Annotated in this window: 14 protein-coding genes; 7 read left to right on the forward strand and 7 right to left on the reverse strand. The window is 45.4% G+C overall.

Translation table 11 applies throughout. The features are described from left to right. Window positions 1-24: 24 nt before the first annotated feature. Entirely contained in the window at window positions 25-1,356 is a 1,332-nt protein-coding gene (locus J8Z23_RS06115) for a D-serine ammonia-lyase (protein ID WP_434635222.1), read from the forward strand. Between the two features lie 97 nt (window positions 1,357-1,453). Here J8Z23_RS06115 and cydC read toward each other — a convergent pair whose 3' ends face one another. The 3 genes from cydC to trxB form a co-directional block, all read right to left on the reverse strand. Next, window positions 1,454-3,175, reverse strand: coding sequence for a heme ABC transporter ATP-binding protein/permease CydC (gene cydC / locus J8Z23_RS06120; protein ID WP_434635223.1), 1,722 nt, complete (start codon window positions 3,173-3,175; stop codon window positions 1,454-1,456). Continuing rightward, window positions 3,168-4,955 (reverse strand): heme ABC transporter permease/ATP-binding protein CydD, encoded by a 1,788-nt coding sequence (gene cydD / locus J8Z23_RS06125; RefSeq protein ID WP_434635224.1) that lies wholly within the window; start codon window positions 4,953-4,955, stop codon window positions 3,168-3,170. The genes cydC and cydD overlap by 8 nt, the downstream gene beginning before the upstream one ends. A 103-nt stretch (window positions 4,956-5,058) precedes the next feature. Beyond that, window positions 5,059-6,018, reverse strand: coding sequence for a thioredoxin-disulfide reductase (gene trxB / locus J8Z23_RS06130; protein WP_005393195.1), 960 nt, complete (start codon window positions 6,016-6,018; stop codon window positions 5,059-5,061). A 359-nt stretch (window positions 6,019-6,377) separates the two neighbouring features. Between trxB and J8Z23_RS06135 the strand changes: the two genes are divergently transcribed. Together J8Z23_RS06135 and J8Z23_RS06140 are read left to right on the forward strand one after the other, a co-directional pair. Further along, window positions 6,378-7,034 (forward strand): 2OG-Fe dioxygenase family protein, encoded by a 657-nt coding sequence (locus J8Z23_RS06135; protein ID WP_005393193.1) that lies wholly within the window; start codon window positions 6,378-6,380, stop codon window positions 7,032-7,034. Further along, complete coding sequence (locus J8Z23_RS06140; RefSeq protein WP_301659898.1) at window positions 7,018-8,253, forward strand: cysteine desulfurase-like protein; 1,236 nt, start codon at window positions 7,018-7,020, stop codon at window positions 8,251-8,253. The genes J8Z23_RS06135 and J8Z23_RS06140 overlap by 17 nt, the downstream gene beginning before the upstream one ends. A 97-nt stretch (window positions 8,254-8,350) precedes the next feature. Here the strand turns inward: J8Z23_RS06140 and J8Z23_RS06145 are convergent, their stop codons facing one another. Then, a complete protein-coding gene (locus tag J8Z23_RS06145) occupies window positions 8,351-9,175 on the reverse strand; it encodes a DUF2797 domain-containing protein (RefSeq protein ID WP_145532232.1) in 825 nt (274 codons plus the stop codon). Between the two features lie 336 nt (window positions 9,176-9,511). Between J8Z23_RS06145 and J8Z23_RS06150 the strand changes: the two genes are divergently transcribed. After that, on the forward strand, window positions 9,512-10,849 hold the full coding sequence (locus J8Z23_RS06150) for a GGDEF domain-containing protein (protein ID WP_301659899.1): 1,338 nt from the start codon (window positions 9,512-9,514) through the stop codon (window positions 10,847-10,849). A 141-nt stretch (window positions 10,850-10,990) separates the two neighbouring features. On the opposite strand, the gene J8Z23_RS06155 is transcribed toward J8Z23_RS06150, so the two are convergent. From J8Z23_RS06155 to J8Z23_RS06165, 3 genes are all read right to left on the reverse strand, one after another. Next, window positions 10,991-12,361, reverse strand: a complete 1,371-nt coding sequence (locus J8Z23_RS06155; protein ID WP_005395853.1) for an SLC13 family permease — start codon at window positions 12,359-12,361, stop codon at window positions 10,991-10,993. Window positions 12,362-12,580: 219 nt separating this feature from the next. Beyond that, window positions 12,581-13,315 (reverse strand): SanA/YdcF family protein, encoded by a 735-nt coding sequence (locus J8Z23_RS06160; protein WP_031780501.1) that lies wholly within the window; start codon window positions 13,313-13,315, stop codon window positions 12,581-12,583. Between the two features lie 154 nt (window positions 13,316-13,469). Beyond that, window positions 13,470-15,158, reverse strand: coding sequence for an NAD-dependent malic enzyme (locus J8Z23_RS06165; RefSeq protein ID WP_005395857.1), 1,689 nt, complete (start codon window positions 15,156-15,158; stop codon window positions 13,470-13,472). Window positions 15,159-15,371: 213 nt separating this feature from the next. Here J8Z23_RS06165 and J8Z23_RS06170 point away from each other — a divergent pair, with 213 nt between their 5' ends. The 3 genes from J8Z23_RS06170 to J8Z23_RS06180 all read left to right on the forward strand — a co-directional run bounded on the left by J8Z23_RS06170 (window position 15,372) and on the right by J8Z23_RS06180 (window position 20,395). Beyond that, window positions 15,372-17,726 (forward strand): helicase-related protein, encoded by a 2,355-nt coding sequence (locus tag J8Z23_RS06170; protein WP_258680844.1) that lies wholly within the window; start codon window positions 15,372-15,374, stop codon window positions 17,724-17,726. Window positions 17,727-18,014: 288 nt separating this feature from the next. Next, the gene (locus tag J8Z23_RS06175; protein WP_005377965.1) at window positions 18,015-18,392 is read left to right on the forward strand and encodes a hypothetical protein; all 378 of its coding nucleotides are present in this window, start codon (window positions 18,015-18,017) and stop codon (window positions 18,390-18,392) included. 329 nt (window positions 18,393-18,721) lie between these two features. Continuing rightward, the gene (locus J8Z23_RS06180) at window positions 18,722-20,395 is read left to right on the forward strand and encodes an alkaline phosphatase D family protein (RefSeq protein WP_301570592.1); all 1,674 of its coding nucleotides are present in this window, start codon (window positions 18,722-18,724) and stop codon (window positions 20,393-20,395) included. The last annotated feature ends 63 nt before the right edge of the window (window positions 20,396-20,458 follow it).

Raw genomic sequence — 20,458 nt, forward strand, 5'->3', positions numbered from 1 at the left:
CTCACATCACTCCAGGAAGGTAAAATGACCAAGGCGAATATTGAAGCGCTGATCAAGCAGTTCCCACTCTTGGCGCCACTTATCGATCTTAAGGAGGTTTGCTGGTTTAACCCAAACATAACCTCTTTAGCAGAAGGTTTGCCCTATGTGAGGCTAGATGAGAAAGATATTCAAGCTGCGAGTGAACGGCTAGCACGATTTGCGCCTTATTTGATGAAAGCGTTTCCCGAAACTGAAGCTTCGCATGGCATCATTGAGTCTTCTGTGGTGGATGTTCCCAAGATGAAAGTGCGTTTGGAGCAGCAATACGACACGCCAATATTGGGTCGTTTAATGCTTAAAAAGGACAGCCATCTGCCAATTTCTGGTTCTATCAAAGCGAGAGGTGGCATTTATGAAGTGCTCACCCATGCAGAAAAGTTGGCGTTTGAAGCTGGCTTACTCTGCGAAACCGATGATTACAGCAAATTGTTCAGCAATGAGTTTCGGCAGTTTTTTAAGCAGTACAGTATTGCGGTTGGGTCAACAGGTAACCTCGGTATGTCCATTGGCATCATGAGTGCAAAGCTTGGTTTTTCAGTCTCGGTTCACATGTCTTCTGATGCGCGGGAGTGGAAGAAAAATAAGCTCCGGTCACATGGCGTCAAAGTGGTGGAGTACCAGCAAGACTATGGTGTTGCCGTTGAGCAAGGTCGTAAAGAAGCAGAGCAAGATCCTAACTGCTTCTTTATTGATGATGAAAACTCGCAGACGTTGTTTCTAGGTTACTCTGTTGCGGGTGAGCGTCTTAAGCAGCAGTTTGATGACTTGGGAATCGTGGTTGATGAGCATCATCCGCTGTTTGTTTATCTACCCTGTGGTGTTGGCGGTGGGCCTGGTGGCGTGGCGTTTGGTTTGAAAGTCGCGTTTGGTGATCATGTTCATTGTATTTTCGCAGAGCCAACGCACTCTCCGTGCATGTTGTTGGGCGTACATACCGGCTTGCATGACGAGATTGCGGTACAAGATTTGGGTATCGACAACATGACCGCTGCTGATGGATTGGCAGTAGGGCGTGCGTCGGGCTTTGTCGGTAGAGCGATGGAAAGGCTAATTGATGGCTTTTACACCATTGATGATGCTCGTATGTATCACCACTTGGGTGAGTTAAGTGAACTAGAAGGCATTAATCTAGAGCCTTCTGCATTAGCCGGTATGGTTGGGGTAGTGCACGTCTCGAATAATCATGCTTATCAGTCTCGAATGCAATTTGACGAAGAAATACTCAGAAACGCAACGCATCTTGTTTGGGCAACAGGTGGAGGGATGGTTCCGGAAGATGAAATGGCGGCTTATCTCAAAAAATCAGGTCGGTAAATCAGCTCTGTATACGTACTTAACTAGGCAATTAACAATACAGGAATAACAAAAGGGCTCATCGTTTGATGAGCCCTTCTCGTCACTGAATATCGAATTATAAAGACTGTAATAGCTGGTAGTAACGACCTTTCTGAGCGAGTAGCGTTGGATGATCGCCTTGCTCGATGATCTCACCTTGTTCCATCAAACAGATACTATCCATGTTTTCTAATTCTATAAGTCGGTGTGTAATGAATACCACTGTCTTATTAGCAAAGTGCTCATTGAAAAGCGCCATCACTTTTTGTTCCGTACGCTTATCGAGGCCTTCAGTCGGTTCATCTAAGAGTAGGATTGGGGCATCACGTAGCAATGCGCGAGCGATACCGATTCGGCGTTTCTCACCACCAGATAACTGACGACCACCGTTGCCTAACCAAGCATTTAACCCTGGAGCCTCAAGAAGGCCACCAAGTTCGACTTTTTGAAGAATCTCAGACAGTCGCTCATCACTTGCTTCTGGAGCGGCCATAAGTAAGTTGTCACGCAGTGTTCCATTCAGTACATCAACGCGTTGACTTACCACTGTCATTGCTTCTCGCAGGTCAGACTCGCTCCAATCTTGCAGCTTTGTACCACCGATTCGAACTTCACCTTGGTTTACATCCCAGTAGCGACAAAGAAGCTGAATGAGTGTTGATTTACCTGAACCTGTTTGACCTACAATGGCTGTTTTAGTGCCCAACGGTAGTGAGAGTGACAAGTCTTTCAGCACCTTTTGCTGACCGTCAGGGTAAGTGAAGTCAATGTTGTCGAATTCAATGTCTAACGTTGTGCCTTTATGTTTCGATTGCTCAGGGAAGACAACGTCCGGTTCAGCCAAAATTACTTCATTTAAACGACGAGCAGAAGTCAACGTTTGCCCCAGGTACTGGAACGCGCCCGCAATAGGCATCAAAATTTCAAAACTTGCCATCGTTGCAAATGCAAACAACGCAATCCAAGGATCAGGAGCACGACCTCCTACGCCGTCTGCAGCAAACCAAAGCATCACAACCAGTGTAAGACCGTTCACAAGCATAAGCAGGCCTGAAGCCATGCCCGTTAAATTCGCGTTCACAAACTGATTAGACAAAAGCTGCTTTTGCTTCTCTAGAATGAGATTGCGATAACGCTCTTCTGCTCCAAAGATACTCAGTTCGCTGTAGCCTTGAAGCCAGTCCAGAGTCGCCACTCGCAATTGCGCTTTATGATGAGTGAGATTCTCGCCATTGTTTTTACCCAGTTTATAGAACAGCACCGGCCATACAAACAACATGACGGTAAGAATCGAACCAAGCAGCAGGGCGAGATGCCAGTCAAAAAATGCCAGGACAGCCGTTAAACTTAGTATCCCAAAAATACCAATCACGACAGGGCTGATAAGTCGAAGATAAACGTGATCCATCGCATCTACGTCCGCCACTAGGCGGTTGAGCAGATCAGCATCACGCATCGTAGAGACACGACCCGGAATCAGTGGTGCAAGTTTCTTAAAGAAGAAGATACGTAGATCGGTAAGCAGTTTGAACGTTGCATTGTGGCTAACGACACGTTCTCCCCATCGACCTGCGGTTCGAGCCATTGCAGCGCCGCGTACCCCGGCACCTGGTAACATGTAGTTGAAGGTCTCACGAGCTACCGTCAAGCCTGCCACCGCAGCGGCTGAAATAAACCAACCCGATAGCGTTAATAAGCCAATAGATGCAGCTAAGGTCAGAAATGCCAATAGCATACCTAGAGAAAGACCAAACCAATGTTTCTTATAGAGTTTTAGATAAGGGAGTAAATCACGCATCTAAGTTCCCCTTGTCTGTTTCACGTTGTGCGAGGTTCGCTTCCAACATGTCTTTAAATAAGCCATCTTCTGTCGACAGTGTGTCGTAATCACCACATTGAACAATCTGGCCGTCCTGCATAACAAGAATTTGCGATACGCTTTGTAAAGGTGCCAACTGGTGAGTAATTATCAAATTCGTTGTGGCATGTGCGTACTTGTTAATGCCTTCCATGACGAGTTTTTCACTACGAGCATCTAAGCTTGCGGTCGGTTCATCTAATAACCAAAAACGACCATTTTGTAGCATAGCGCGAGCCAACGCTAAACGCTGGGCTTGACCGACAGATAAACCACCAGAGCGGTCAGATATCGGGTAATCCAACCCATGCATTTCAACAAATTCAGCAGCATGAGAGTCATTCAAAACAGAATGAACGTCTGCATCTTGAATGTTGTGTTTGCCTAACGTGACGTTATCTCGAATGCTGCCATGTAATAGCATTGGGTTTTGACCAATCCAGCTTACGGCCTCTCGCCATGTGGCTAGATCCAGTTGTGACAATTCACAACCATTAATCTTCAAGCTACCTTGATAAGGCATGAAACCGAGGATGGTGTTTACCAAGCTTGTTTTACCTGCACCACTTGGTCCAACTAAAGCCGTACTTTTGTTGGCTTCAAGAGAGAAGGATAGGGGACCTGCGAGCTGCTTACCTTCCGGACTAAAAATGGTTAACTCGTCTGCTTCAATATGGATAGGGCTGTTTTTATCTAACGCTTGGGTTCCATCTTTGATTTGATCGACTTCCAAATCTAGAAACTCGACAATACTTTCTGCTGCGCCAACCGCTTGCTGTTTCGCATGGTAGAACGTGCCCAAATCACGTAATGGCTGATAAAACTCTGGCGCAAGAATCAGAATGAACAAGCCAGCAAACAGCGTAACACCTGTGCCGTAGTAGCCGAAATCGAGCTCTCCGATATAACTAAAGCCAAAGTAGACGGCGGTAATTGCGATAGAAATGGAAGTGAAAAACTCTAAAACCGCAGAAGATAGAAACGCGATTTTCAGAACGTCCATGGTACGAGTACGAAAGACTTCCGAAGCACCCTTCAGAGTTTCAGTTTCAGATTTTGTTCTATCGAATAAGCGAATGGTCGTCATTGCTTGCAAGCGGTCATAAAAGTGACCGGACAAACGCTGCATCGCTTTAAAGTTTTTGCGGTTTGCTTCTGCGGCTTTCATCCCAACCAGTGCCATGAAAATAGGCACCAGTGGTGCAGTGACTAGGAAGATTAAGCCTGCCGCCCAGTTTACTGGGAATACGGCAACCAAAATAATGAAAGGCACTAGTACCGATAATGACATCTGAGGCAAGTAGCGAGAGAAGAAATCTTGCATATCTTCTACCTGCTCTAAGATGAGCGTCGCCCAGCTGCCGGCAGGTTTGCCTTTGATGTAAGCTGGCCCAAGTTTATGAACTTTATCTAAAATGAGTTGGCGAATATAAACTCGAATTTGCTCACCGCAACGGTAACCGGCAAGCTCTCGACCCCAGGTACAAGTAGCTCGACCGATAACCGTGCCACCAAGCCCAACAAAATGCCAAATGAGGTCGGCTTTGTCTACTTGGTTAATGATTAACTGGTGCAGAATGGAGGCGAGCAGGGCTGCTTGAGCCAATAAAAACACGCTTGAAAGTACGCCTAGGCCTATCGCAATCATAAGCCAGCGCTTGGCTAACTTACTTTGTTGCTTCAGCCACTTATTCAAGCTGCTTTGCTTTTTCTTATCCATCGTGAAGGCTTAATGATAATTGTTTTAATGAGGCGGTAGTATACAAAAGAAAACCCAGCGGGAATACCGCTGGGCTTTAAGGATATGACACAAATGTGAAAAGTTATTTGTCACCAAGTGAGTCTAAGAAACGCTCAGCATCTAATGCCGCCATACAACCTGTACCTGCAGATGTGATAGCTTGACGGTAGTTATGGTCCATAACGTCGCCTGCTGCAAATACACCTTCAATGCTAGTTTGTGTCGCGTTGCCTTCTAGGCCAGACTTAACGATGATGTAGCCATCTTTCATGTCTACTTGGCCTTCAAAGATTTGTGTGTTTGGCTGGTGGCCGATCGCAATAAACGCACCCATCACTTCAAGGTCTTCAGTCGCACCTGTGTTGACGTCTTTAATACGAACGCCAGTTACGCCCATGTCGTCGCCAAGTACTTCATCGAGAGTTCGATCGGTATGAAGAACGATATTACCGCTTTCAACTTTATCCATCAGACGTTTCACAAGGATCTTCTCTGCACGGAATGAATCGCGGCGGTGGATCAGGTGAACTTCTGACGCAATGTTAGATAGGTAAAGTGCTTCCTCAACAGCAGTGTTACCACCGCCCACAACTGCAACTTTCTGATTACGGTAGAAGAAACCGTCACAGGTTGCACAAGCAGAAACGCCGCGACCTTTAAATGCTTCTTCAGACTCAAGGCCAAGGTATTTTGCTGATGCACCTGTAGAAATAATCAATGCGTCACATGTGTACTCGCCAGAATCGCCTTTTAAACGAAATGGGCGTTGTGATAGTTCTACTTCGTTGATGTGATCAAACACGATTTCAGTTTCGAAACGCTCGGCGTGCTCTTTCATGCGATCCATCAATGCAGGACCTGTCAGACCTTCAGCGTCGCCGGGCCAGTTTTCAACTTCAGTAGTGGTGGTTAGCTGACCACCTTGTTGCATTCCCGTCACAAGCACAGGGTTTAGGTTGGCACGCGCTGCGTAGACGGCAGCTGTGTATCCTGCTGGACCAGAACCAAGAATTAATAGTTTACAATGTTTTACGTCGCTCATTATGGCTCCAAAAAGGGCTGAACATTTCCCTCGATTGTATGGAAATTCTTAGTGCTTTAAAAGCATAAACAACGATTGTGATCGAATAATTGGTTATAGATTAGAACCCACTAAAGATTGATAAAGAACGTTGACTTCTAGCATAAAATTCTATTCGTAGTAGAGAAGTCTAGTTTCAAATATCGCCAAAGCGCAAAACTGAAACATGGCTCTGTATTTGTGCCTTGGATTGGTCTGTTATGTTGTTTTTGTTATTTTGTTGAAGCTATCAACGTTAAAAGCTGGCAATTGCAGAATATTTGCGTAACCTAGTGTGTAAATTAAATGTTAATTAATGTGCCTCATTAAAGGAGACAATGATGTTACATTCACGTGAGAATACTCTGCATTTAACACAGCTCAGCATGGCAGCAATTGAGCAGCTTTCCCCATCGTTTGAAGAACTGCCTCGTACCGAGCATGCAGATGGTCAGTATCGACTAAGGCGTTATTCTGTGGTTGGTTTTGATAATGGCAAAGTCATTGACTTAAACAAAAACAGCTTTGTTCAATCGTCTGATATCAACCGATTCCAAGGTGATGTTGTAAGACAATTTGAGCCGATTGAGAAGGATATTCTCACCAGTGATGGTTTCCGAGAAATGTGCGAATTGTTTGTCAATGCGAATCATCTGCCTAACGGCCAGGAAATAGAAATTCACCAAATCCGAATCACAGCGCTAGAAGAAGAAACTCAAGTGGCACCTGAAGGTGTACACCAAGACGGTTTTGATCACATTGCAATGGTTGGCGTGGGACGTCATAACATCATTGGTGGCGACATCATGCTGTACAGCAGTCATAACCAAGCCCCATTTTTCCGTAAGGTGTTAGAAACGGGTGAGGTTGCAATATTGGCAGACAGTAAACTGTGGCACAACGCGTGCCCAATCCGTTCTGTCATTGATGATGAAGCGGGTCATATGGATGTGTTTGTACTCACGGCTACGGATAAGCGCAATGAACTTCAATCTTAATCTGATCAGAGAGCAGTTTCCGGCACTCGCTCAATACCATAACGACAAACCTGTGACGTTTTTTGATGGTCCAGGCGGGTCACAGGTACCTCAATCAGTGCTAGACAGCATGGTGGGATATTTAGGTCGTTTCAACGCCAACTTAGGCGGGCATTATTTTTCTAGCCAAAAGACGGTCGACGTGATGCAAAATGCACGCGAGTCAGCGCAAGCTCTGCTAAACGCGCCGTCGTCTGGCAATATCGTCTTCGGCGCGAACATGACATCGTTAACCTTTCAGCTTAGTCGTGCGATTAGCCGAGATTGGCAAGAGGGAGATGAGGTTATTGTTTCCGCTTTGGATCACTATTCGAATGTGTCCAGCTGGCAGCAAGCAGCAGAAGATAAAGGCGTTACTGTTCATCAGGTTCGTATCAACGAAGAAGATTGTACGCTGGATATGGAGCATTTAAGCAGCCTTCTTTCTGATAAAACGCGCCTTGTCGCTGTGACTTATGCATCGAACACGACTGGTTCTATCGTGGATGTGCAGCGAGTAGTAAGCATGGCGCACAACGTCGGGGCACAAGTTTATGTGGATGCCGTCCATTATGCGCCTCATCATTTGGTTGATGTTCAAGCGCTAGGCTGTGACTTTTTAGCTTGCTCAGCTTACAAGTTTTTCGGCCCGCACGTTGGTATTGCTTACATAGCCGATCAGTGGCTGCACAGTATTCGTCCGTACAAAGTCGAGCCTGCTACCAATATTGGCCCAGGCCGATTTGAAACGGGGACGCAAAGTTTTGAAGGTCTTGCTGGTGTCGTTGCTGCGGTTGAGTATCTGGCTCAGTTTGGTGAAGCCGGTTTACCTCTTCGTCAACGATTGGAGCAAAGTTACCAATTGTATGAACAACATGAGCAACGCTTGAGTGAGCGTTTCTTACAGCGTCTGAGTGCACTAGATGGTGTCAATCTATTTGGCATTGCGAAAGAAGATAGCCAGCTCCGCACACCAACTTTTGCGCTAACATTCGACCGATATTCTCCAGAATTCATCGCGAAAACGCTGGGTGAACACAACATCTGTGTTTGGAACGGCCACTTTTATGCGCTGGGCTTAGTTCGTCAACTTGGTCTAGAAGAGTCGGGTGGTGTAGTACGAATTGGTTGCATGCATTACAACACAATAGAAGAAGTCGATATGTTGTTCGATGTACTAGAAAACATCCTTGATGCGTAACTGATCATATCTTCCTGATAGAAAAACAAAAGCTCGAGTTTGACTCGAGCTTTTTCGATTTTATTTCAACAAACCAGCTATATATGCGTATATGCGATTAGGCGCTTACTTCTACTTCATAGGAAGTGAATTTTCTTACGTTGATCACGCCAGTGTCAAAAATGAGGTATTGACCTTTGATGCCTTGCAAAGTGCCAGTAACAACCGGGTTTTTATCGAAATTATGCGAGGTGATCTTAGTTGGGTGCTGTTGCACCGGATAGCTAAGGTCGGTAATGCTTTCGCTCAATACTTCAATTGCATCTTCACCGAATTTCTGTTTTATCTCAGCAATCTTATCTTCGACCAACGGCAATAGCTCAGCAAAACGATCTTGCAGTGCCATTGGTTCACCATCGCCTTTCAACAGTGTGCGCCAATTGGTTTTATCTGCGATATGTTTCGCCAGTTCAACTTCAATTAAACCGGAGATATGGCGAGTTTTTACCTTAAAAATTGGCAAACCCTGAGTCGCACCTTGATCAATCCAACGAGTTGGGATTTGCGTATGACGAGTGATACCAACTTTTAAGCTGGATGTATTGGATAGGTAGACAAAGTGATCCACCATGCAGTTCTCTTCGCCCCATTGTGGCTCGCGACAAGTCCCTTGGTCGTAGTGACAAGTCTCTGGTTTCATGATGCACATATCGCAGCTTGCTAGCTTTTTCATACAGACAAAACAATGGCCTTGCGAATAACTCTTTTTCGTTTTCTTACCACATGAGCAACAAAAAATATTGCCCGTGTGAGTCAGTGTGAGCGTTTTACCCAGAAACGGCGATAGATCAATCTCTTCCTCACCAACAGGTAGACGGTAACTAACAGCACCGTCCAGAGATGCACGCATTTTATTTAGCGTACCAGTTGCAATTAATGACATGACATTACTCATTATTGTGTTTTTGCACAGTATATCCGAAGTGGTGATGAGATGCAGGGTTGACAGACACATTAAAGCGAAATGTATCGTTCTGAAATGTTATGCACTGGCCTTCATGGGTTAGGAAATACGGCTGTGAAATGCTTCGCAAATAACAAGTGAACCGCATTTTTGAGAGATTTAAAAACGTGATAACGGTTCAAAACACGTTACCATGTATCGAAAGTAAGAACGAAGACTAAAAGTAATTTTGTTTCTTGATAAATGACTTTGTTTGAAGTTCGAAAAATCATTGAGTACATTGTGTTGTATATAAGCTGAGCAGGTCACTCGCCCATGAAGTGGATCCATAAATTTATCTTTGCCCTCTCTATTTGCACTATTAGTTTGGTTGCGCTTTATAGTGTTCTTGGCGATACACGAAAGCTGACCATTACACCAGAACATTTCAATATCTATGCGACTAAAGACGCCAGCGAAGGTGGCTTGAGTGAGGCTGATATTATTTACGATAAGCAAAGCCTAGTTCTCAGCTGTGACTTAAAGCAAAGCTCGTATGCTTGGCCTTATTGCGGAATCTCTGTTTATACCGATTCCACAACGCCAACACAGGGGATTGACCTTTCCAATTACCATACGATTCGATTGAAAGTGAGATATGAAGAGGCGGGGGTGGGGCCCAATCCGAGCCATGATTTGCGTTTATATCTGCGCAACTATAACCCTGAGTATTCCAAACCAGACGACGAGTACACTATTAAATACAATGGCATGCAGTTTTCTCCGTCCGGTTCAAACGACATCATCGAAATTCCGATTAAAAATTTACAGGTGATGACGTGGTGGTTAGTAGACAACAACGTCGCGATTGAACATTCTGCACCTGAATTTTCAAACATCACACGTATTGATATCGCGACCGGATCTGGTGCGGCACTTGGCGAGCACAAAATTGTGATTGATAAAATTGAGTTTGAAGGCGCTTACCTTGCACAAGAAACGTTACTGTATGCGCTCTTACTCTCTTGGATGGCGCTTGGACTGGCATTTTCGCTGCACGAATTACGAAAAAATCGAGTCGCTTATGAAAAAGCGAAAAAACGTCATCGTCATTTAGAGAAGGTGAATGGTACGTTGCGAGCTCAAAACTATGAGTTTGCAGAGTTGGCGCATCGCGATGCGTTGACGGGAGCGATGAACCGTCACGCAGTGCAGCACTGGCTTGAGCAGCAATCACGGCAAGTTCGCTGGGGGCATAGTACATTCAGTATCCTCTATATGGATTTGGATAAATTTAAGAAGGTGAATGACAAATTTGGGCACCAAATGGGGGATGACATATTGCGCGAATTTGTCATGGTGGTGGCAAGTTCCATCTACCCAGATGACCGACTTGTCCGCTGGGGGGGAGAAGAGTTTGTTGTATTTTGCCCTGACACCAATATTGAGCAAGCTGTGAAGAAGGCGGAAATGATTCGCAAAAATGTGGAGAGTCATTTGTGGGTACACGGTGAATCATTAACATGCAGCATTGGCGTCGCCCAAATGCAAAATGAACGCGTCTCAGAAACCATGGCGAGAGCAGACGAAGTGCTTTACCAAGCGAAGCGCAATGGTCGCAACCGGGTCGAGGTTCATTATGGTTTGCTTGCCTGCGAAAAGAAGCAAGCCTAACGATTCGTCACTCAAAGGAATTAAAAAAGGTGGCCAACTGGCCACCAAGAGGGAAACTGCTGAACACCACTTAGGGGGAAGTTTGGGTCATCGATACGATTACCGTGAGCAGCAGTGTAGTGCTAATCGAACTTGCTGTTTTTACCAGAACAACCAAGCGAAAAGCGTTAGTGCAGCAATACAGGCAATGTTTAAGACGAAACCAATTCGCATCATTTCTTTTTGCTTGATATGACCCGTACCGAACACAATCGCGTTTGGAGGTGTTGCAACTGGTAACATAAATGCACAAGATGCAGCGACGGCAATCAATGCAGAGAGAATGACCGGAGACATGCCTAAGGCCTCTGCGATGGTTGCAAATACAGGGACCAGCAGTGCAGCACTAGCGGTGTTACTTGCAAACTCAGTCAAGAAGACAACAAAAGCAACCACAGCAAGAATCGTCAGAAGGATACCGGCTTGCTCAAGGAAGCCTGACAAGCTATGAGCCAAAAATACGCTTGTTCCGGTTGCTTTTAGAACGTTGCTCAAACAGATACCACCACCAAATAGGATTAACACACCCCAGTCGGTTGTTTTCTCAATATCTTTCCACTCTACAGCGCGAGAAGCCCCAAGCAGAAGGATCGCACCTATTGCGACAAGGGTATCGAACTTAGCGAAGCCACCTAGCATCGCGTTAATAGGCTTACTGAATATCCACAAAGTCACGGTCAGTAAGAAAATAGCCAGTGTGATCATTTTGCCGTTTGTCCACTCGACAGGCTGATGGTCAAGGTCAAACTTGTGGCTAAGGTCAGGCTTAGTCATGGTGTACAACACGAGAATAGCGATTGGCATTAGTACTAATGAGATAGGCACACCGAGCTTCATCCACTCAGTAAAACTTAGGCCAACTTCAGCTGCTGCAATGGCGTTTGGTGGGCTACCAACCAGCGTTGCAATACCACCAATCGAAGCACTGTAAGCGATGCCGAGCAGAACAAACAAAAAGGTATTGTGATTTTTCTTCGCGTCTAGCTTTGTCATCACACCCAGTACAAGGGGCAGCATCATAGCGGCAGTGGCGGTGTTTGAAATCCACATTGACAGGCCAGCACTCACACCAAATAGCATGAATACAGCGACAGACATTTTGCCTCGTGCGAGTAACAGCACTTTATCAGCAATAGCTTGGTCTAACTTCTGTTTATGCAAAGCTGCAGCAAGTGCAAAACCACCTAAGAATAGAAAGATGATGGAGTTGGAGAAGTTGTTCAGTGCGGTCTGAGTGTTAAACACGCCTAAAAATACCGCAAGTAATGGTATGAGTAGCGCGGTTATGCTGACGTGAATCGCTTCGGTTAGCCAAAGAATAGCAACAAAAACTAAGATGCTCAGGCCGGTTACTACTTGTGGCTCAAAGGGTAGGGTATTAAACAAGATAATGAACAATACGATATTCGCGTTCAAAATCATGCTGTTGCGAGTGAAGAACCAGTTCTTCAATGTCACAGCGAGTGCGGTCATGGGTAGTGCTCCTTTTGCATTGCCTTTTGTCGGTTTTTTTATGGCAAAGTAACTGACTTGTAGTTATTTATTGATTAAATGTTACTTGGAATGCAAAAAAGAGTTTTGCCTGAATCGTAGAGCAAATTAGAAAATGTGATGTTGAGAATTGGAAATGGGTAGAAAACTACCCATTTGTTTTATAGAAATGTTATTAGCCTTGTGAGCTGCGTTGTTACTCTATTCGACGGGAACTTGCAGAGGCTCATTAGAGATTTTTTCAGGCTCTTTTACTGCAACGATAGGTTCTTGAGGACCAAGAAACTTGGGCTGCGTATTAATAATGTAGAGGTCTAAAAAGGCTTTCACACGGGCGAGCAACTCTCGAATACGCATTGATGTTTTTTGTTTGTTTGTCGTAGGTCCTGCTACCGCAAGACACTGCGCATCAATGTTGTAAGCATCGGCAATAAACAGCGCTCGCTCACAATGAAAGCGCTGAGTCACAATCAGAAAGCGCTCCGAAGCAAAAATCTTTTTCGCCCTCACAATCGAATCTAGAGTACGAAAGCCAGCATAATCAAGGTGAATCACTTCCTCAGGCACGCCGGCTTTAAGTAAGTCGCGTTTCATCGTCCACGGTTCGTTGTAGGAGCGATGGGCGTTATCGCCACTCAATAAAAACTGTTTTACTTTGCCTTGGTTGTAAAGCTCAATCGCTGCATTAATGCGATGAGTGTAGTAAGTGTTGAGGATCTTACCGATGTATTTACTGGTACCGAGAACCACAGCAACCTCATGTTGAGGTATTTGTTCGTATTCAGTGAAAATGCTTTCTTTGGCTTGTAAAACCACCCACCGGTCGATGGCAATAACAGAAACAAGCAGACTAAGTACAGAGATCGACAAAATCAAAGCAAGTCGCTTCCAGGAAAATTTCAGCTTCCACTTTGATCTTATGCGAGAAAACAACAAAACGTTTTATATCCTTAACTAAAAATGTAGTTCTCATCATATCTGATAGAAACAAAAAGAGAGAAGCCCATTTATGCCAAAATCTGGTTAGGATGATAAAAAAATAAAAGCCCCTACATGGTAGGGGCTAATTATTAAACGAAATGTCTCAAGCTTAAAACGCAGTGCGTTTGTAGCGACGGTAAACTGGCTGCCAGAACGATTGTTCAATCGCCACGTTCAATGCTTCATCAGTAATTTCTAACGCCACACCTTGCTCGATTGCCTTCTTACCAACAGCAAACGCGATCTTTTTCGATACCGAGTGGATCTCTTCCAACGGTGGAAGTAGCGCACCACGACCGTTGATTGCTAGAGGAGAGCATGTTGCGAGCGCACGGCTTGATTCCATTAGCATCTCGTCGGTGACACGTTTTGCGTTTACAGCAAGTACACCAAGGCCAATGCCAGGGAAGATGTAGCTGTTGTTACATTGGGCAATAGGGTAAGTGCGACCTTCATGAACCACAGGCTCAAATGGGCTACCTGTTGCAACCAGTGCTTCACCATTTGTCCAACGAATGATGTCGTTCGGTGTTGCTTCTACGCGGCTTGTTGGGTTCGACAGTGGGAAGACAATCGGACGCTTACAGTGTTTATGCATTTCTTCGATGACTTCTTGGCTAAATAGGCCAGGAGCACCAGAAACACCAATTAGTACCGTTGGTTTGGCGTTACGCATAACGTCGAGGAGTGAGAAGCCATTTCCTTCATTTTCCCACTCTTTCGTATTGGTATGTTTCTGCACCAGGCGTTGTTGGAAATCAAGAAGGTTAGGCATGCCTTCTTGTAACAGACCCCAACGGTCAACCATGTAAACTTGAGAGCGAGCTTGCTCGTCAGAGATCCCTTCCGATACCATTTGTGCGATGATCGCTTCTGCGATACCGCAACCAGCAGAGCCAGCGCCCAAGAAGGTGATACGCTGCTTAGACAGCTGAGTGCCTGCTGCTTTACAGGCGGCAAGTAGAGAGCCAACAGTAACGGCCGCCGTGCCTTGAATATCATCATTGAAGCAGCACACGCGATCTTTGTAACGCTCAAGAAGAGGCATCGCATTTTTCTGAGCAAAGTCTTCGAACTGGATCAAGGCATCAGGCCAACGGCGCTGTACTGCTTGGATAAACTCTTCTACAAATGCATCGTATTCTGCACCCGTAATACGAGGATGACGCCAACCCATGTACATCGGATCAGCTAAGCGTTGCGGGTTATTGGTACCCACATCAAGCACGATTGGTAGCGTGTAAGCAGGGCTGATACCACCACACGCGGTGTAAAGTGACAGTTTACCGATTGGAATACCCATGCCGCCGATACCTTGGTCACCCAAGCCAAGGATACGTTCACCATCTGTCACAACAATCACTTTAACGTTGTGGTTTGCTGCATTATTCAGCAAGTCGTCAATACGGTCACGGTTCGGATATGAAATGAATAGACCACGACCACGGCGGTAAATGTTAGAGAAGTTTTCACATGCTGCGCCGACAGTTGGCGTGTAGATGATAGGCATCATCTCAGAAATGTGGTTTTGCACTAGGCGGTAATACAGTGTTTCGTTGGTGTCTTGGATATTACGTAGATAAATGTGTTTATCCATATCGCTTTCGAAACTCTTGTATTGCTGGTAGGCACGTTCCACCTGCTCTTGGATTGTTTCGGTAGACTCTGGAAGCAAGCCTTCTAAGTTGAATGAACTACGTTCTTCAGCAGAGAATGCACTGCCTTTGTTCAAAAGAGGGGTTGCTAAAAGAGCCGGACCCGCATATGGAATATATAGTGGGCGTTTATCGTTGTTCATTGGGTGCCTTATGTAGGGTTGAAGGATGCGCACTAAATTTTAACGGGTTCACCATTTAGTTGTAAACATGCGTTGATGCACATCAATGTAATGTCGCAAAAAAACTCAGATACCGCCGAAAATATCGGCAATATTGGTTGTTTAGAGATACCTAAAGCAGGATTTTTTTACTTGGGTATAATGTTCTGCATCATCAAATCAAATCCAATTTCTATGTTTCAACTACCTATCGACAGCCTGCAAGCTGAGTTTGACCAACATGTGAACCAAAACCATCTCGTGGTGGAAGCCGAAACCGGGTCAGGTAAATCTACCCGTTTGCCTATGTGGGCGGCAAAACACGGACGCGTGCTGGTTATTGAACCACGTCGAATTGCTTGTACCTCGTTGGCTGAATATCTTGCGGAGCAATCTGGTGAGCCAATAGGTCGCAAAGTCGGTTACGCGATCAAGCTTCATGCCTACTTTGATGAAAAAACCGAAGTTGTATTTGTGACTCCGGGAGTCGCACTGCGTTGGTTTGCGGAAAACAAGCTAGCAGGCTTCGATATCGTGATAGTGGACGAATTTCACGAGCGACGCTGGGATATTGATCTATTAACCGCAATTTTGAAGCAAGAAAATCAACATCGGTTGATCGTCACTTCCGCTACGCTGGAGGGTGAAAAGCTAGCGCGTTACCTGAATGCGAAGCGTCTGCAATCTGAAGGGCGTTGCTTTCCAGTCACGGTGACACATCGTTCTTTAGACAGCCGTTATTTACCGAATAAGAAGGGATGTGAACAAGAGGTTGTCAGAGCGGTAAAAGAAGCATTGGAAGATGAAGATGGCGATATTCTTGTTTTCCTGCCTGGACGCAAAGAGATCACCCAATGTGCTCAGATGTTACAAAGTTGCGGCGATGTCATGGTGGTCAAACTTCATGCCTCGGTTAGTGATGAAGAACGGCACCGCGCGTTAACTACGCAAAAACAACGAAAAGTCGTATTGGCAACCAATGTTGCGGAAACCTCCTTAACGATACCTAACATCCGAGTTGTCATTGATAGCGGCTTAGAGCGTCGAACCATTCAACGTAACGGTCGCACAGCTTTAACGCTGACCCACATTTCTAAGGCCAGCGCCGCGCAGCGAATGGGGCGGGCGGGCCGTGTTGCTGAAGGAGCTTGTATTCGTCTATATGGTGAACACGCGCCTTTAGAATTAGTGACGCCTCCAGAATTGCACAGAGAAGAGCTCGTCGAGCCCATGCTGGCAGCGGCTTGTTGTGGATATCGTCTTTCAACACTCGATTTTCTCGACTCAATTCCCCCAAAGTCGCTAGAGGCATCTCATTCGACGTTGTTATCTATGGAAGCGATTGATGAGGATGGCAATGTCACGCAGCACGGGAGAAAAGTATATCCACTACCCATTGATGCACTGTTTGCCGATCTTGTTACCAGAATTCAAGCGAAGCCAGAGAAGGAAGCAATGATTGATTTGGCTGCCGCCTTATCTGTGCCTGCGCAGCTCTATCAGCGACAAAGTGGTGAAGTTGCTGAGCTTCTATCTCAAGAGGAACCATACGGATGTGATGCCTCTTTGCTTATCCGTTTGGTTCGGGGGGAACGACTTCCGGGCATTGTCATTGATGCCAGCGCACTCGAAGAGGCACAAGGTTTAGCGAAACAAATGCGAGAAGTATTTGAATTACCGGAACTTGACGTTGCCTCTCGATATAAACGTGAAGCGCTCTTTTTCTCCATCGCCTCATTACACCCTGAGCTTGTGTTTGTCCGACGAGCTCGTCGAAGAGATGCTCTAGGAAATGGCGTAGTCGAGATGCTGGTTGGGCGTAACAGCCGCTTTCCTGATAAAGAAGAAGCGGCCATTGTGCTAGATAGCCATAGCGTGCCAGGACGAGGCGTTAAGCAAACACTAAACCTCGCATCGGTCATGATGCCTATCCCGCTGACGTTGTTACGCGAACTTGAACTAGGGGAGTGGCAACAAGGCGAGACGAATTATGAAGAGGAGACCCCAAGAGCAACGATGCATTTGGTCTACGCCGGGCGAACAATCTGTTCTGAACATCAAGCGTTACAAGGTGATGTTGCTGTTCAGTCTATTGTCGAAATGATAGAAGACGAGACACTGTTACCAGGTTTTGCTTCTCAAAGAAAACAACAAATCCAGCACTGGAAACTCTACAACGCATTGGGCCTTAATGTCGAAGGAGAAGAGGTTAACGACTTGGCCTCCTTGACATTTTCTAGCTGGTTAAAGGATCAGTTGGAAACATTAGGCGTTGAAAATGTCGATGATATGGCGTTGTTTGAACCGGAAGACTTTACATTTAACGGTGTTCCAGAATGGGAATACGACGATTTCACGGAGCAGTACCCTTTAGAACTTGCGCTGCCAGAACTCCAACTGGATGTTGAGTATTACGCGTCTCGCAAGCTGGTACAGGTCGTTTATCGAGAGGGAAACCGTAAGGGGGATCCAAAGCGTTGGGAGCTGCCACGCTGGGCTGGTTGGAAGATACAGTATAAAAAGGCCAGTCGAGTGATTGATGTGAAGTAGGTAGGCGGATGACGTTGTGACAAGAATTGATATTTTTTTGGTGAATCTATAATGATTTCATATTGATAGCGTTACTTACGTGTTGTTTTTAGTTTCTTAATTGAAATATTAATCAATTGAATGCTTATATATGGCGAAGCTGTACATCAGTTGTTACAAAACTGGTTTTAATATTTCCTTTTGCATGTAAATTAGTGCATAAAAGACGAATGTTTTATATCCCATTGCTATATCAAAACAGTTGAACGATATTTGGTATATCTCATTTTCGAGTGTCGGGGGCATAGAATGGATCAACAAGGAAAGACGTGCATTGAGTTCGACTACACTAGCTTTTTAGGGGCGACAGGTAGTAAAAAATGGACCTTTTTAGAGGCATTTGCCACCATCGCGCCTATTTTCGGTTTGATGTGGAAACAGAACATTGCGGAATTGAGCAAGCCTGAAGATCGGTTGTGGGATGCCGCATTAAAATCGATGTCTTCTCGTAAAAGTGATGAATCCAATTTGGTCCGCTTAACCCAGTTAGCTAAACATGAAGGGATCAATGAATTGCGAGTCGTTATGCCATATTCGCTCGATGTTCAGCAAATCGAGTACATAGAATCTCGCAGTCAGTTGAAGGTGGACACGTCAGAACAAGATGTCCTTAACATCAAGTTTTAGGCTGAGCATTTCCACTTCATCAATGTACCACTTAACAATAGTGCAATGAAAAGCGACCTCAAAGTAGGTCGCTTTTTTATTTTGAGGTTTTTGTCACAGGTCTTGGAAGTGTGATGAATATAGAGTATTTGCACTTAAATTAACAAAAATGTAACGTTTGGAAATGCAATTGTCATAACTAGCTTCTAACTTTGTGTTTTTAGGACAAATTACCGACTAAGTGGTTGGTACTGTAAGTTCGAATTAACGTCCCTTATTGGCACAAAAGGATGATTGAGTCACCACGTCATTTGGGCATAAAAACAAACACAATAAGAAAGGAAGTCAATATGTCTTTGTCTCGTCGAGACTTTATGAAAGCTGCCTCTTCAACGGCGATTGTTACCGGGCTGGTGGGCTGTGGTAGCGATGCTAGTGAATCTGTTGCGGTTACCTTTGAGCACGGGGTGGCGAGTGGAGATCCTACTCAAACACAAGTAATCATTTGGACTCGTGTTACGACCTCAGCAAGCTACGCAGATGTAAGCTGGCAAGTTTCATCTAACGAAAATTTTACTGATATCGTGCAAAGTGGCACTTTTGCCACAGACACGAGCCGAGATTTCACGGTAAAAGTTGATGTTCAAAACCTCAACGCAAATTCTCACTATTACTATCGATTCATGGTTGGAGATGTCACTAGCGAAGTCGGGCAAACTCAAACATTACCAGAGGGTGGTGTAGAAAAGGCATCCATGGCCGTTGTTTCTTGCGCAAACTATCCTGCTGGTTATTTCCATGTGTATCGAGAGATCTTAAATCAACATGAGCAAGAACCGTTTGATGTGGTACTTCATCTCGGTGATTACATTTATGAGTATGGGGCTGGTGGCTACGCTAGTGAAGATGCTGAGGCACTAGGGCGAGAGCCAAGCAAAGGCACTGAATGCATTACCTTAGATGATTACCGAAAACGGTATGCGCAATATCGCCAAGATGCTGATCTGCAAGCGTTACATGCGAGCCTACCAATGATTGCAGTCTGGGATGACCATGAGCTTGCAAATGATAGTTGGAAAAATGGTGCGGAAAACCATCAAGAAGAGGAAGGCAGCTTTAATGATCGTCGTGCAGCTGCGGCTGCCGCGTGGACAGAATGGTTGCCCGTTCGTGAAAACACTTTCTCAAACATGCTGATTTACCGTCAGTTTTCGTTTGGAAGTTTAGTCAATTTGATGATGCTCGACACGCGACTTGTGGGGCGTGATAAACCGTTGGATTACTTCTCGCTCAGCTCTCCAACGATGGAAGCGATTGGCGGTTTAGTTGCTCAGTCGCGCAGCGAAGACCGAGAGCTGTTAGGCGCAGACCAACTCGCTTGGCTGATGGATGCGTTCAGTACGCACGACGCAACTTGGAATGTGCTAGGGCAACAAGTGTTAATGTCTCGTATGGAGTTGCCAAGTTCGGTTATGACCGCGATGTTTCAATTGTTTACTGCCACTGAAGAACAAAAAACAGAGGCGTTATTAGCAGTAAACTCTGCGATTACGGGTTACCTCTCTGACCCAAGTTCAGATACCATTTCTCTCCCGTATAACCTAGATGCATGGGATGGTTACTACGTTGAGCGAGAGAAAGTTTATCAACTGGCCAAAGCCAACAGTGGTAAATTTGTCTGCTTGGCAGGAGATACGCACAACGCATGGGCAAGTGAGCTTAAAGACGTATCTAAGCATCCTATCGGGATAGAGTTTGCAACTAGCTCGGTGAGTTCCCCTGGGCTAGAGGCCTACCTAGCGTTAGATCCTGTTGCGATCGCTCAAATGGAATACACGTTGCCGCACTTAGTGTCAGAATTACAGTGGGCAGATATCAAGCAGCGTGGCTTTATGCGCGTTACTTTTACGCCCGACAAAGCAGAGTCGACCTGGTATTTCGTATCAACGATTAAAGACAAAACATATCAGGTGACGACCAAGTCAGCCTCCACAACTGATGGTACTACGTTAAATATCGGCTAAACTGAGCCTAATACGAAAAAAGTCCGCAGGCTATTGCGGACTTTTTATTGGAAAGCGTTTAGC

The sequence above is a fragment of the Vibrio sp. SCSIO 43086 genome (assembly GCF_051132235.1).
Taxonomy (GTDB): Bacteria; Pseudomonadota; Gammaproteobacteria; order Enterobacterales; family Vibrionaceae; genus Vibrio; species Vibrio diabolicus.

Coding starts and splice junctions, on each gene's coding strand:
- J8Z23_RS06115 (WP_434635222.1), top strand. CDS start 25: ATGACCAAGGCGAATATTGAAGCGCTGATCAAGCAGTTCCCACTCTTG.
- cydC (WP_434635223.1), bottom strand. CDS start 3,175: ATGCGTGATTTACTCCCTTATCTAAAACTCTATAAGAAACATTGGTTT.
- cydD (WP_434635224.1), bottom strand. CDS start 4,955: ATGGATAAGAAAAAGCAAAGCAGCTTGAATAAGTGGCTGAAGCAACAA.
- trxB (WP_005393195.1), bottom strand. CDS start 6,018: ATGAGCGACGTAAAACATTGTAAACTATTAATTCTTGGTTCTGGTCCA.
- J8Z23_RS06135 (WP_005393193.1), top strand. CDS start 6,378: ATGTTACATTCACGTGAGAATACTCTGCATTTAACACAGCTCAGCATG.
- J8Z23_RS06140 (WP_301659898.1), top strand. CDS start 7,018: ATGAACTTCAATCTTAATCTGATCAGAGAGCAGTTTCCGGCACTCGCT.
- J8Z23_RS06145 (WP_145532232.1), bottom strand. CDS start 9,175: ATGTCATTAATTGCAACTGGTACGCTAAATAAAATGCGTGCATCTCTG.
- J8Z23_RS06150 (WP_301659899.1), top strand. CDS start 9,512: ATGAAGTGGATCCATAAATTTATCTTTGCCCTCTCTATTTGCACTATT.
- J8Z23_RS06155 (WP_005395853.1), bottom strand. CDS start 12,361: ATGACCGCACTCGCTGTGACATTGAAGAACTGGTTCTTCACTCGCAAC.
- J8Z23_RS06165 (WP_005395857.1), bottom strand. CDS start 15,158: ATGAACAACGATAAACGCCCACTATATATTCCATATGCGGGTCCGGCT.
- J8Z23_RS06170 (WP_258680844.1), top strand. CDS start 15,372: ATGTTTCAACTACCTATCGACAGCCTGCAAGCTGAGTTTGACCAACAT.
- J8Z23_RS06175 (WP_005377965.1), top strand. CDS start 18,015: ATGGATCAACAAGGAAAGACGTGCATTGAGTTCGACTACACTAGCTTT.
- J8Z23_RS06180 (WP_301570592.1), top strand. CDS start 18,722: ATGTCTTTGTCTCGTCGAGACTTTATGAAAGCTGCCTCTTCAACGGCG.